Below are 14,487 nucleotides of genomic sequence, written 5' to 3'. Positions count from 1 at the left end.
AATTTTAGTTAGCGTTCCATTTAGAGATTTGGTCAAAGAACGTTAACGTTTCGACCTCTAGGTCCATCATCTCTTCTTGAGGGAAGTAGCTAAGCTTAACGATCACAGTATCTGTGTCTGGGTCGATGTACACGAACTGACCTTGTAGACCAATCGCTGAGAACGCATTAGAGTTTGGCATGGTCCACCACTGGTAGCCGTATCCACCCATTTGAGGATCTTCTGGCAATACAGGGTTAGTCGCTTTTTTGATGTAATCTTCGCTCACAAAACGATGACCATTAAACTCACCACCGTTAGCTACCATTTGTCCAACACGCGCCCAGTCACGCAATGTTGCGTTGAAGCCCGCGCCCGTAAACTCACGACCGACACCTGGCTCACCGTCTAAGATGAAGAAACCATTTTGTTCAGCACCTAGAGGCTCCCAGATTTTTTGAGCCGCGTAACTTGCGACATTAGAACCGTCTAGTACGCGCTCTAACAACCAACCCAATACCGCTGTATCAATGGTTTTGTACTCGAACACTGTGCCTGGCTCGTCTTTACGTTCAAGCTCGGTCGCCATTGCAGCAAAACGCTCAACACCTTTAACCAGCGCTAAGATGTGGTTACGCGCTGCAACACCAGGGTTAGCGAAGTCATAACGCTCTTCGTATCCAACACCAGTCGTCATCTCTAGGACTTGACGAATCGTCACACCTGCATAGCCACTGTCGGATAGCTCAGGAATATAATCAGTAATAGGCTGATCCAGAGACTTAATACGACCTTCTTCATGAGCGATACCCACTAAAATCGAAACAATCGATTTCGTCATGGACCAACCCATGTGACGCGTTTCAGGACGCATGTTATTTAGGTAGTTTTCATAGACGATTTTGCCATCTTTCATGACCAGCATGGCATTGGTGTAAGTGCGATCTAAAAAGTCATCGATTGTGTAGACTTCACCGTTGTAGGTGTAGCTGACATCTAATGGCACTTCAGTCTTAACCAATTCGGACACATCACCAGATCTCCCCACTTGGCGAGTACTATAAAGTGTGTCCATAGAGCGGAATGTTAACGAGTTAACAGTACGATCTAGCATGTTCCAACGCAGTGTCTGCAATCCAACTTGAACATCCGATGCAGGACCAACATTCGCCACCATCGGATCGACCACGTTTTCAGCCATAGCGGCCGTTGACATCATCGCGGATGGAATCAGGCTCATTAAAAAGATACTTTTGACGGTTTTTAATGTCTTCATTGTAAAGTTCCTTCGATCATTTTTGTTATTTACAACTTGTCAGCACCACAGACGCTGACTCAGTGGTTCTTATATTTGATCTTTATGACAACTCCGTCATATCCCATTTGGGGTAACGCTCAAATCCGCCCAAACGGCGACAACCATCATTGGATTTTTCAAAGAAGAGTAAATGTATGGCAGGAGAAATGGCGCTCGGTAGCAGCGCTCGATAATATGAAATCGACCACTGCTACGGCTAAATAAGAAAGGAGTTATTGCTCAACAAAAACTAACGCATTGGTATCAAAACCAGCGTCTTTAGCGGCCTTTAGAAAACGCTGTTTATCGGCGTCAGACACCTCTGGCGTGCGAGATAGGAACCATAAGTAGGATCGATCTGGGCCGGATACAAAGGCCTGTTGATAAGCGTCATCCAGATTAAAAACAACATAAGAACCATAAAACGGGCCGAAAAAACTGACCTTCAAATGGCCCGTGTGAGGATCTTCGACGAAATAGGCTTTACCTTCGGCTTCACTCCACGCTTGATCTTCTTTGGAATAGCCGCGATTGATAACACGCACGCCACCGTCATCTCGCATGCTGTACTGCGCTGTCACTTGACTCAACCCACGCTCGAAACTGTGATCCAAACGCGCTATCTCGTACCAAGTCCCCAAATACTGGGACAACTCAAAATCTTCAACCGGCTCAATGCCTTTTGGCGTCGAGGTACACGCGCTCAAGCCAAACAACAAAGAAACATACAATACAAATCGACGCATGACTTAATCCTCAACCGCTTTGTGACGTTGCTCGTGACATAGTGCCTTTCTCATTCACTTAACAAACTAGCACAAACAGTCATGAACAATGCAGCATCTATGTGACAAAAAAGTTTAAGGCAGTATGCAACTTCATCTAGACCACATCACAGTGCTTTGGTTGAGCGAAGCTTTAAGATGTCGTAGGCGTAAGTTTGTGTCAGTGTGAGGAACTCACGTTTAATACGCAAAAGTGACTCCGACACCAGCATCACGATCGGGTTACTGGGCGCGAAGCTGTTTTGGAATCGCCGTAGATCCAGGCTCAATGTGGCATAGGTCTCGATGGCGGCTTCGAATTCTCCAAGCCGACACTGAGTTTCTGCATGATTCAACCCGCTCACTACCAAGGCAGAAATCGCCGCTTCGGTATCGAACCAACAATCTAATAATTGTCGCGCTCGATCTGATGCATTTTGATAGTGCTGCAGTGCTGTTAAATGATCACCTTGTTGAAATACCTGATTCCCTAATGCGATCTCTTGCTTCCAAAGCTCCATAGAATGCCCTTCCTAAACGTGATTTTCACTAATGATAATGAATATCATTTGCAAATGTCTAGTGAAGAATCAGAAATCGTATTCGCAACCGTTGCGATCACACTTATCCAGCGCGCCAACTCTTGCTCACTGGGGCCGGAGAAGCCAAGCACCAATCCTGCAGGAGCGACGTCTTCATTAGGGTAATGCTGTTGTAACCACATCAGTTTCAAATTGCGCTGTCGTGCGCCGTGCTCCAGAGCCTCGCACCAACCAGCCTGAGCCACCCAATGCGGTCTGACGCGTGCGATGATGTGCATCCCGCCAGATGGCTTTTCCCATTCAAACCATGGTTGTAAATACTGCTCGAGCAAGGTGATTAGGTAATCGCGTTTGTAGCGGTAATGACGCCTCATGCGGTTTAAATGACGGTAAAAGCTGCCATTTTCCATAAAATCAGCGATCACAGGCTGGATAGGTAACGACGCCGATAAGCCTAATTTTTGCTGACTTTGAAGTACTCGGTCAAGCTGAGCCAAAGGCGCGACAATGAACCCCATGCGCAAACCTCGGAACAGTACTTTTGAAAAGCTCCCCACGTAGAATACACGCTCATTGGCGACTCCACGGCGCTTTGCCAATTGCATCAGGGGCACTTGCATCTTGCCCTGATACAGGAACTCATTGTCGTAGTCATCTTCAATAATATAGCCCCGCCCTTGCGCCAACGCATCGAGCCATTGCTCTCGTACCGGCGAGCTGTAGCTGATCCCCAAAGGGTATTGGCGGCACGGTGTCAGCACGGCCGCCCAGTGAGCATCTTTCGGTGGTAAACAACCTTCTTGAGTCACAGGTAAATGGCAAACCTGCAAATGGCTGAAACTGGCACGAATCGGCGGATACGTGGGGGACTCTAAGGCCCATCGCTCCGTATCGCTACGAAGCACATGCGACAGCAATGCCAGCGCATCCCGGCTCCCTGCCGTCATAATGATTTGCTCTGGTAAACACTCTAACCCTCGCAAGGCATATAAATACGCGGCAACGGCGCGCTGCAATGCCGGATAGCCAAAGCGAAAGCCCCCCGTAAGTAGGTTTGCGTCAGGGTTTAACCACGCGCGACGCATACTTGCCGCCCACTCTTTGCTGGGAAAGGCGGCGACATCGATCCCCGAATCAAAGGCTTCATAAGGTTGAACGACGTCACTCGCTACGCTCGGCATGGACGTCGGCGCCACGCGTTGCATGTCGGCCACAAACACACCGCGCTTCGGCTCACTGATAAGCACCCCTTCGGCGATTAGCTGGTCATAGGTTTGCACCACAACACTGCGTGACACACCCAGCGAGTTGGCCAGTATTCGGCTTGATGGCAGCTTATCCCCCACGACTAAACGACCTTGTTCGATCGCCGCCAACAACTGCTGTTGGAGCTGAAGATAACGCGGTGGTCCATTGGGATCTAAGCTAAACGATAGGCTGGCTATCATGCATCCTTCCTTATCTATTAGCGATTCTGATGAATCCAATCCTTAAATATGGTCACCACCGGATCATCGACTCTGGATGGCGAAACCACGGTAAAATAGCCATTTGACGAATGCGTGGTGAACTCTCGAAACGCCGTCAGCAGCTTTTTCTCCAGCATGTCATCAACCAATGACCCCCAGCCCAACGCCATGCCTTGGCCTGCGATGGCCGCTTGCATCAGCAGTGTGTAGTTATCAAATTCCATCACGGTTTGCGACGGTGACCACAGCACATTGTTTTGCTCGAATAAGCGCTCCCATATCATCCATTTTTCAATGGCTTCGGTATGCAGCTTTAGCAAGGGTACGCGACTGATGTCCTCAAGCTTTTGTAGAGTACCGAACTCCTCCACCAATTTCGGACTGCAAACAGGAAACACCTCTTCTTCAAACAACTTTTCTGTGACAAACCCCTTGTGTAACCCATCACTAAACACAACGGCGAGATCAATATCTTGCATCCCAACATCGACATTACTTTGGGCAGTATGCAGACGAATCTCGATATCAGGATGCTGTTTGCGAAACTCGGGCAAGCGCGGCATCAGCCAATACGCGGCAAATGCAAAGTCAGTCGCGACATTAATACGCGGGGATTTATTTCGATTACGAATATAGCTGATGACTTTGCGAATCTCACTGAAACTCGACTGTGTCGTTTTCAGTAATATATGGCCCTCATCGGTTAACTCCACACCACGGTAAACACGACGAAAAAGAGGCGTGTTCAATAACCCCTCTAACGCCTTTACCTGCTGGCTGATCGCAGGTTGGGTGGTACCTAATTCACGCGCCGCAGCGGTGAAACTAAGATGTCGAGCCGACGACTCAAAAACGACCAACATGTGCAGGGGCGGCATATCGCTTTCAGATAACATAAGTTCAGCTAATCCCATTCATAATATTTTAGTCAGTTTACAAGCTATTTTATAAGGTGCAACCTATTCAAATGCTAGCAGTTGGCTTCAGCAATGACATTACTTTCACTTATTTGATATACGCCCTTATGGAGTGGTTTTCATGACGCAAAAGCAGCCCAACATCCTCTTTATCATGGCCGACCAGATGGCCGCTTCGGCATTGCCATTCTATGGCGGAAAAACAGCAAAAGTCCCTCACCTCGCGTCATTAGCCGAACGCGGTGTTGTGTTTGATTCTGCGTATACCAACAGCCCACTGTGCGCGCCATCACGCTATGTTCTTATGACAGGTTTATTACCCACTCGCATTGGTGCTTGGGATAATGCCGCTGACTTCCCGGCTGACATTCCGACATTCCCTTACTATTTACGTGAAAGCGGCTATCACACGGCGTTATCAGGAAAAATGCATTTCTGTGGCCCTGATCAACTGCATGGGTTTGAACAACGCCTGACCACGGATATCTACCCTGCTGATTATGGCTGGTTCCCGAACTGGGACGACCCCGACACCCGACCTACGTGGTACCACAATATGTCATCAGTCACCGACGCCGGTACCTGTGTTCGAAGCAACCAACTGGATTTTGACGACGAAGTGGTATTCCACGCAGAGCGCTATCTTTACGACTATGCTCGTGGCAAACAAGAACGTCCATTTTGCCTCACCGTATCGATGACGCATCCGCATGATCCTTATGCCATTACACAAGAGTACTGGGATCGCTACGACCTCGATGACATTGATCTACCCACGGTGCGCATTCCCGAAGCAGAGCAAGACCCGCACTCGCGTCGACTACAAGACGTCTTTGCCTACTATGATCAAGACATCACCGATGACGATATTCGCAATGCCCGTCACGCCTATTATGGGGCTTGCAGCTATGTTGATGACCAAGTCGGCCGTGTTCTAAAAGCCTTAAAAGACTGTAACCTAGAAGATGACACCATCATTGTGTTCTCTGGCGACCACGGTGACATGTTGGGCGAACGCGACTTGTGGTTCAAAATGTCGTACTTTGAAGGCTCTGCTCGCGTGCCATTAATTGTCTGCGCTCCCGACCGATTCCAACCTAAGCGCGTGAAGGCGTCGGTTTCAACCATGGATTTGCTACCAACCTTTGTTGACTTAGCGACCCATAACCAAGGCACCGAATTCGCTATGCCGATTGATGGGCGCACCTTGATGCCTCACCTTGAAGGTAAAGCCGGCGGCCACGACGAAGTCATCGGTGAATACTGTGGCGAAGGCGCCATCGCACCCTTGTTTATGATCCGCCGTGGACAATACAAATACGTCCACTGCTGCATCGATCCCGATCAATTGTATGATTTGGAGCGTGACCCGCTAGAACTGACCAATCTCGCCAACGACCCCGAGCACGCTGATATCGTCAAGGCGTTTCGAGATGAGGCACTACAACGCTGGGACTCACACGCCATCAGCGAAGCGGTTAAGATGAGTCAGCGTCGTCGACGCCTGATTGTTCGGGCCGTCAGCAAAGGCGATAGCAATATTGCATGGGATCATCAACCTCACTTCCCAGCGACAGAAATGTACATGCGTAATCACATAGATTTAGACGATTTGGAAGCGAAATCTCGCTACCCAAAAGTCGTATAAATGGCATACCCAATGAAGACGTACTAACACATAATAATTTCACAGAGGAACCGACTGATGACCCAAATAACCTTACGCAAAACACTGCTCGCCGCACTCGTATCTGCGACCGCAAGTGGCGCTTTCGCAGCCGTACCGGAACAATGCCAAACGGTCACGATGACCGACCCAGGTTGGACCGACATTGGTGCAACCAATGGGTTGGCAACCACCGTACTGGAAGCACTTGGCTATCAAACAGACATTAAATTGTTAGCGGTTCCGATTGGCTATGAAAGTATCAAAAACAATCAAATAGATGTCTTTCTAGGGAACTGGATGCCCGCTCAAAGTACGTTTATCGAAAAATACGCTGACGACTTAGATGTGATTCGCACGAACTTAACGGGCGTCAAATTCACGCTTGCCGTACCAGCTTACATGTACGACAAAGGGGTGCAGGACTTTAAAGACCTTCATAAATACGCCAGAGACTTCGGAGAGCGCATTTACGGCATCGGAGCAGGTTCCCCTGCCAACCAAAACCTCATGAACATGATCGATAAAAACGACTTCAATTTAGGCGATTGGCGCGTTGTCGAATCGGGCGAGCAAGCTATGTTGGCGCAAGTTTCACGGGCGGTAAAACGTGAAAAAGGCATTGTCTTCCTAGCCTGGGAGCCACACCCGATGAACGTCAATTTCGATCTGAAATACTTGTCAGGTGGGGACGACTATTTTGGCCCCAACTACGGCGGCGCCACCATCCATACCGTGACACGCAAAGGCTATGCAAGCGAATGTGGCAATGTAGCGAAGTTGCTGCAAAACATGGAATTCACCCTAGATATGGAAAACACCGTCATCGCCATGACCAGCGATGGTATGTCCGCAAACGAGGCGGCCAGTACTTGGCTAAAAAGCAACCCAGCGGTATTGGATACATGGCTTGATGGCGTGACCACGACTTCTGGTCAACCGGGCATCAATGCCGTAAAAAGCGCATTAGACCTATAACGTAACGCACGCAACACTTTACACCCCCGCAGCGCCCACTGATCCATCAGGATAAGTGGGCGCTTTACGTCGGTACGCTCCCACACAATCTGGACTGGTCAAAAAACCAATATCTGGACATTTATCACACCACCAAATCTCTTTACTCTGTGTTCATCCACTAGACGGTTCACGCAAACAAGGAGTCCCCGATGTCCACCTCATTACAAACCCCCACTAGCACCGTTAAAAGAGGCCCCAATAGAGCCTTATACGACGTCGATACCGCCCACAAAATCATCGACGAAACGCTACTGTGTCATATTGGACAACAAGTAAATGGAAAGGTATTCGTAACGCCTACTTGTCACTGGCGCGAAGGGGATTATCTGTATTGGCATGGTCACGGGAAGGCTCGTAATACGCATGGTGCCGCCAAGGAAGCCCAACAGGTGTGTATTAATATCTGTGAGCTGGATGGGCTAGTACTGGCACGCTCGGCCTTTCATCATTCGGTTAATTACCGCTCTGTGACATTATTCGGAACACCAGAAAACATTGATGATTTCGACGAAAAAGTCCGTCATTTCGAGCTTTTTATTAACAAAGTCTCTCCTGATCGGTGGTCCGCGTTACGCCCAGTGACGGATAAAGAAGTCAAAGCAACGAGCTTAGTACGTATCAAAATCGATAACGCCAGCATCAAGTTAAGGGCGGAAGGGGTTAATGATGACGAAGAAGATATGGATTGGCCTGTCTGGGCGGGCGTGATGCCTCTCACGAAGCACTGGCAGCCCACACAGCAAGATAGTCTGCAATCAGAGGCGTACCCTGAACCCATAGCACCTAACGCATTTTAAGCGTAAACGTTTGAGCCTACCGCCAACTCTTATCTTTAAGCGCTGGCGGTAGGTGCAGCGATCTCTTACAACAACTCCCACACTCGGATAATCACCGCCGGATCCTGTTCAAAGTCGGGCGCAAGCTCTACCGTGCCTAAGAATATCGATTTATTCATCCATTCGTACGGGCTACCGATCGGAGCCTCAAAATTCAAGACACTGCGAACATAATCGTTTTTAGGGTTTTCTGCCGTCGGACGAGGATCAATGATGGCTTTGTTAGTGATCACAATGACATGACCGTCATTGGTTTTAATGGCGTAACGCGCGGTTAAATCACGCACCCCATCAGGACGCCCTAGTTGCCAATCACCGCCCCCTGGCATGACGGTGGCGTTGATCCGCGGGCCTTTGACATCGCCCCCCGTGATCCAGACAATACCGCGCTCACCATATTTACTCTGTCCAACCGTCGCTCGGTCCATATCGATGGATACTCGGGACTCATACACAAACTTCGTATCAAATCGATTATCCCTGTTCGGATCTTGCCCAGCACTGAAGGCATTCAAACTCGTCATCGCAAGCAATGCCGTTAGAAACAACGTTAACTTCTTCATGCGCACTTTCCTCTACTGTTTTTATGATTAAACATGACTGCCACACGGTGTCGCCAAATAGTGCGGGACAGGTAATGTAATAACTTACCGTAGCGAATAGACTTCCCTGTATCCTGAATCGGCAAACAATGCCGTCTTTTGCACACGGCAAAATACGGAAATCCAGCACAGTTAGCCGTTTCAGACTTTGCAGCGCCCTTAACATTTCATAAACTGTGTTAATAACATCAATAATATCTCGCCGTTTTTTGTGGCACCTGCCACACCGATTCCTGCAACATTTTTTAATATCAGAGCGCCGTCATGACGATAGAATTGACCAGTCAGTACATTTTTCTTGCGGGTGCGTTAGCGCTAATCAGTATTTTAGCGAGCGTGTTATCTCGCCGACTTGGCGCGCCACTTCTATTGATATTTTTAGTCATTGGGATGCTCGCAGGGGAAGATGGCATCGGGCGTATCCAGTTTGATAATTCTGGGCTAGCGTTTCTATTCGGCAATCTGGCGCTGGCCGCTATCCTCCTAGATGGTGGGCTCGGTACCCGTAAAGAAACCTTTGCCATCAGTTTAAAGCCTGCGTTTATGCTCGCCACACTGGGTGTATTAGTCACCGCAGGGATCACCGCCTTAGCCGTCTATTATTTACTGGGGTTTCCGTGGCAAGAAAGCTTGTTGATTGGCGCCATTATCGGCTCCACCGATGCCGCGGCCGTATTTGGTTTGATTCGAAATGCAGGGTTGCGCTTAAAGGAGCGAACCGGAGCGACCTTAGAAATCGAATCCGGTGCGAACGACCCCATGGCCATCTTCTTAACCATTACCATGGTGCAACTGATCGGCACGACCCAAACAAATCTCGGCTTATCCCTGCTAATCGAATTGATCCAACAAATGGGGCTAGGTCTCTTCGCTGGGTTAGCTGGAGGATTCTTACTGAGAAAGGTCCTACCTAAGCTTAATCTATCCAGTTCACTGTACCCGTTATTGGTGACCACCGCGGGGTTGAGTATCTTTGGTATCACCAACGTCTGGGGCGGCAGTGGCTTTTTAGCGATTTACATCGTCGGTGTTATTTTGGGCAACTCGACCAATATGCCTTACAAAAAAGACATACATCGTTTTCATGACGGCATCGCGTGGTTAAGTCAGATCGGCATGTTCTTGATGCTTGGCCTGCTGGTGTCTCCCAACCAGATCGGACCGGTCATCTTGCCGGCACTGGCCATCGGTGCTGTGTTGATTTTCATCGCACGCCCCGTGGCAGTCTTGCTGTCGCTGTTGCCGTTTCACTTCCCTTGGCGTGAGCAATTGTTTATCAGTTGGTGTGGTTTACGCGGCGCCGTGCCGATCATATTGGCCATGTACCCGTCACTTTCTGGTGTCGAACAAACGCCTATCTACTTCAATTTGATCTTTGTCATCGTAATTATGTCGTTAATATTACAAGGCTGGACCATCCCGCAAGTCGCGCGCTGGTTGAAAGTCGAATTACCTGACAAAGCAGCGACACCAAGCGCATTCAGTTTGGCGTTCGACGATTTCCACAGTCGCCACATACTGATTTATCGAATCCCAGAAGACAGTGATCTCGTCGGCTGCAATATCGACTCGTTACCCTCTACGATTTATTCGCGTCCCATGGGCGTCATGCGCCAAGGTAACTTACTGCTGGATGAACCTGGGCAAGCACTCCAAGCACTGGATAAAGCCGCGTTTTTCTCCCAAGTGGAAGAAGACAGTGAACTCAATCGCATCTTCACACCGGGTCTTGCGACCCAGCAGACCAATATGAGCCAGTTCTATGGTGAATTTGTGGTCAACAGTGATGCCAAGTTGAGAGACCTTGCGTACAACTATTTCTTCAAAATGGAAGAGAGCTACCTCGATTGCACCGTAAAAACCTTCTTTTTGGATAAGTTTCATGGTCGAGTTGTGGTCGGTGACCGTTACCGTTTTGGTGAAATAGAGCTGACGGTTCGAGAGATTGAAAACGGTGAAATCACCACCTTCGGTCTGAAAATCATTCGGCCAAAATAGCCAATATCGCCGCGAAAAAAGGCTATTTTAAGAAAAGTGCCTCAACAAGGGACAATTCCCCGCCGCCACCCTTGTCAAATTCTCTCAGATCGCTAGTCTTGCCCCTTTTTTAGAGTTGCCTCGCCACAAGCGTCGCAGCTCTTGGGCTCTAGCAGAGCCCATCCCCCCCCTATTAAATAATGACAAGACTGATGGGAGTGCTTCATGGCAATGATTATTGATTCTCTAAACACCCTTTTTTGGGGATATATCCTGATATATGGCCTACTGGCTGTCGGGGTCTATTTCACCCTACGTTTAGGGTTTATTCAAATTCGTCACTTCCCAGAATTCATTCGCACGGTCTTCAAAGCGCCCCAAGCGGATCGTGGCGGGATCTCCCCTTTTCAGGCTCTGTGTACCAGTTTGGCCTCCCGTGTCGGCACCGGAAACCTCGCTGGCGTAGCAGTAGCCTTGGCCCTCGGTGGCGCGGGTGCCATATTCTGGATGTGGGTCGTTGCCTTGATCGGCATGGCGACCGCATACGCAGAAAGCACGTTGGCCCAGCTATACAAAGTGCGTGACCAACATGGTCAACTTCGTGGTGGCCCTGCGTTTTATATCAGTAAAGGGTTAAAAGCCCCTTGGGCGGGAGCGATCTTTTCGCTGGCACTGATTTTGGCCTTTGGCTTAGTGTTTAACGCCGTACAAGCCAACTCGATTGCTGGTGCGATGGAAGGTGCGTTTGGTATCCCTAAACTGGCGACAGGGCTACTCATTATGGGGCTCGCCGCCATTGTTATCTTCGGTGGCATCCGAAAAATTGCACGCATCGCAGAGGTTGTCGTGCCATTCATGGCCATCGCTTATTTAGCACTGGCACTGTTTGTAATTGCGATGAACATCACCGAAGTACCAGCCATGTTCGCACTGATTTTCAAAAGCGCATTCGGCTTGGAGCAAGCCGCTGGCGGTGTTGCAGGGGCGCTGTTAAACGGCGTGAAACGTGGTTTGTTCTCCAACGAAGCGGGTATGGGCTCAGCCCCCAACATTGCCGCGGTCGCCACGCCTAACCCTCACCACCCATCCTCTCAAGGCATGGTGCAAGCACTCGGCGTATTCATTGATACGCTACTAATCTGCACCGCAACGGCACTCATGATTTTGCTATCCGGTGTATTAGGCAACGGTGAATCAGGCATCGTACTAACGCAAACTGCCCTGTCTCATCACATTGGTGATACCGGCCAATACTTCGTTGCGATTGCGATATTCTTCTTCGCCTTCACCTCCATCATTGGTAACTACAGCTACGCAGAGAACGCACTCACCTACCTTAAATGGGCGAGTAAACCGGGCATCTTCGCTTTACGCGTGCTTGCTCTGGCTATGATCCCTTGGGGCGCATACGAAAGTGTCGCGATGGTGTTTAACGCCGCCGATGCAGCGATGGGCTTAATGGCAACCATCAACCTAGTCGCCATCGTCTTGCTCTCTGGCCTAGTCGTAAAACTGACCAAAGACTACTTCACGCAGAACAAAACCCACACGCCTGTGTTTAATCCAGATGATTTCCAAGAAGTACAACAGGACATCGACCTAAGTGTTTGGAATGAAAAGCCAAAGCAGGATTGATAGTGTTTGAGTGCTGTTGAGCGTTCGATCTGCTGACAAAGCCTGCTTCGTGCAGGCTTTGTTGTGTTTGAAATATGCGGAATGCTAAACCATGCCATTTAAATGGCTTGTTATATGCCCAAACTCATTGTGTACTCTGGATGCCCAGTGTGCTCATCCAATTGTTCACTAACCACCTTAAACCCTTGGGATAAATAGAACCGATAACTAGCCTGATTTTCCTTGTATACGGAAAGGCTTAATACCGCTCGCTGAGCTTTAGCATGACTCAATATTACAGGGTAATGTAACGCTGGCGTAATAGGCGCGAACTTGCGAGCGATTTAATGCGTTTGTTATACATAAAATGTCGAAAAGAGAGTCGCGGCACCTAATGAACATATGTCAGTAACAACTAAAACAACAATAGCTTTGAATAGAAGAACTGTCCCGCCGTTAAAGCCATAAAACCTGTATGCATAGGCGGGGACACCGATGAAACCAATCAAAGCGCAGAGAATAGGGTACATTTTAAGCTCTCTGTGCCCATTTTCTCTTCCATGCTGTTTACACCATATGAACAGACAAATATCGAGAAATATTATGTGGGCAATGAGCGTAAACTCTTGAGTGCCCCGTGTAATATGAAAATATTCGTCTACTACCTCAGATATGATAGATGAAACAAAGATTACGATAATAGTTTTATAGGATGATTTCATGGTTTGTGTATAACGCCGCATTAGTGTGTCAGCGGCGCTTGGCTATACTTGAGCGAACCGAAACGCCAAGCATTGCGAATCACCCTTCAATGCTTTGTTAGCACAGACTACCACAACACTTTTTGTATTTTTTCCCACTTTGGCATGGGCAAGATTCATTCCTACCAACTTTCCTTGATATTACTTTAGGGTTTGAGGGAAACGGGATAGGACAAGTAGGCTGTTGCCCGATAGTCATATTGCCAATGTAAACACTACCACCACCAACACCTATAGCTAAGGAGTTGTTTGATATATCAAAGCCAACTTTGCAGCCTGTGATATTCATTGACGTGGACTTCAAGACTTGCCCACTTCTTGTAATGACTTCTAGGTTACTGCTTTCACGACAGCTAATTTTAACACCGCGATGAACCATCTCTAGGCGTTCAACAATTAAGCTATGCGGAACCTCAGTGCGTAAAACTAAGGTAATGTCACCAAGAGCTTTTCTAATTGTTATTTTGGGTCCTACAACTTCAACATCCCAATTGGACGTTGAAGTAACCCACTCATTATCTGTTATTTTTAAAACCTCAGCACCATCGCGATCCGCGAGGTAGGCATTAATACGGAATGGTGCACCTTCACACTCTGGCTTTTTGATGGAAAAAATTGACTCGCCATCTATTTGAATAAGTGACGCTACATTTTTACAGGTTAAAGTTCCGATTTTCACTGTTGGCTCAACTAACCCTAAATCAAATGGACCGAATGAGAATCCCTTTTGCTTACAGATTGGGTTTTGAGAACGAACTTTTATTGTTTCTTTTGATAAAATTTTTCTTGAGACTCTATCGTGACAACCACCACACAATAAAACTATGTGATCCGGGTTGTGTTCCTTCGCTTCAGCAAAAGTAGGCTCTAAATGCTCATATTGATAAACCGCATTACCACAGTTTACGCAACCGAAACCGCAACGCTGGCGCACTTCTCTTTTTACTGGAGAAGCAATTGTGTCAGTTAGTTCATATTTATTAACTCTCATATTATCCTCCTGCGGGTGCTAACGCCGCCAGCACGCGCGGCTACGAAATGAA

Annotated in this window: 12 protein-coding genes; 5 read left to right on the top strand and 7 right to left on the bottom strand. The window is 48.3% G+C overall.

Annotated features, from left to right (window positions below):
* Window positions 1–4 precede the first annotated feature (4 nt).
* From DN730_RS05420 to DN730_RS05400, 5 genes are all read right to left on the bottom strand, one after another.
* A complete protein-coding gene (locus DN730_RS05420) occupies window positions 5–1,255 on the bottom strand; it encodes a serine hydrolase domain-containing protein (protein WP_115467094.1) in 1,251 nt (416 codons plus the stop codon).
* A 254-nt stretch (window positions 1,256–1,509) separates the two neighbouring features.
* Window positions 1,510–2,022, bottom strand: a complete 513-nt coding sequence (locus DN730_RS05415; RefSeq protein ID WP_115467093.1) for a lipocalin family protein — start codon at window positions 2,020–2,022, stop codon at window positions 1,510–1,512.
* A 146-nt stretch (window positions 2,023–2,168) separates the two neighbouring features.
* Window positions 2,169–2,561 carry a hypothetical protein gene (locus DN730_RS05410; RefSeq protein WP_115467092.1) on the bottom strand — a complete coding sequence of 131 codons (393 nt, stop codon included), beginning with the start codon at window positions 2,559–2,561 and terminating at the stop codon, window positions 2,169–2,171.
* A gap of 44 nt (window positions 2,562–2,605) precedes the next feature.
* Window positions 2,606–4,030, bottom strand: a complete 1,425-nt coding sequence (gene pdxR, locus DN730_RS05405) for a MocR-like pyridoxine biosynthesis transcription factor PdxR (protein WP_115467091.1) — start codon at window positions 4,028–4,030, stop codon at window positions 2,606–2,608.
* 17 nt (window positions 4,031–4,047) lie between these two features.
* On the bottom strand, window positions 4,048–4,947 hold the full coding sequence (locus DN730_RS05400; protein WP_115467090.1) for a choline sulfate utilization transcriptional regulator: 900 nt from the start codon (window positions 4,945–4,947) through the stop codon (window positions 4,048–4,050).
* Between the two features lie 142 nt (window positions 4,948–5,089).
* On the opposite strand from DN730_RS05400, the gene betC reads away from it, so the two are divergent.
* From betC to DN730_RS05385, 3 genes are all read left to right on the top strand, one after another.
* Window positions 5,090–6,616, top strand: a complete 1,527-nt coding sequence (betC, locus tag DN730_RS05395; RefSeq protein ID WP_115467089.1) for a choline-sulfatase — start codon at window positions 5,090–5,092, stop codon at window positions 6,614–6,616.
* Window positions 6,617–6,673: 57 nt separating this feature from the next.
* Window positions 6,674–7,612: a choline ABC transporter substrate-binding protein gene (choX, locus tag DN730_RS05390; RefSeq protein WP_115467088.1), complete on the top strand. Its 939-nt coding sequence runs from the start codon at window positions 6,674–6,676 to the stop codon at window positions 7,610–7,612.
* 191 nt (window positions 7,613–7,803) lie between these two features.
* Window positions 7,804–8,451, top strand: coding sequence for a pyridoxamine 5'-phosphate oxidase family protein (locus DN730_RS05385; protein ID WP_115467087.1), 648 nt, complete (start codon window positions 7,804–7,806; stop codon window positions 8,449–8,451).
* Window positions 8,452–8,516: 65 nt separating this feature from the next.
* Here the strand turns inward: DN730_RS05385 and DN730_RS05380 are convergent, their stop codons facing one another.
* The gene (locus tag DN730_RS05380; protein ID WP_115467086.1) at window positions 8,517–9,053 is read right to left on the bottom strand and encodes a DUF3237 family protein; all 537 of its coding nucleotides are present in this window, start codon (window positions 9,051–9,053) and stop codon (window positions 8,517–8,519) included.
* A gap of 303 nt (window positions 9,054–9,356) precedes the next feature.
* On the opposite strand from DN730_RS05380, the gene DN730_RS05375 reads away from it, so the two are divergent.
* Entirely contained in the window at window positions 9,357–11,090 is a 1,734-nt protein-coding gene (locus tag DN730_RS05375) for a potassium/proton antiporter (protein WP_115467085.1), read from the top strand.
* Window positions 11,091–11,294: 204 nt separating this feature from the next.
* Window positions 11,295–12,704 (top strand): alanine/glycine:cation symporter family protein, encoded by a 1,410-nt coding sequence (locus DN730_RS05370; RefSeq protein ID WP_115467084.1) that lies wholly within the window; start codon window positions 11,295–11,297, stop codon window positions 12,702–12,704.
* Window positions 12,705–13,502: 798 nt separating this feature from the next.
* Here DN730_RS05370 and DN730_RS05355 read toward each other — a convergent pair.
* Window positions 13,503–14,435: an SEC-C metal-binding domain-containing protein gene (locus DN730_RS05355; protein ID WP_115467082.1), complete on the bottom strand. Its 933-nt coding sequence runs from the start codon at window positions 14,433–14,435 to the stop codon at window positions 13,503–13,505.
* Window positions 14,436–14,487: the final 52 nt, after the last annotated feature.

It is taken from the genome of Marinomonas piezotolerans (assembly GCF_003362755.1).
GTDB classification, from domain to species: Bacteria; Pseudomonadota; Gammaproteobacteria; order Pseudomonadales; family Marinomonadaceae; genus Marinomonas; species Marinomonas piezotolerans.
The sequence above is the reverse complement of the archived record's forward strand: the minus strand, read 5'-3'. Positions and strand labels throughout refer to the sequence as shown.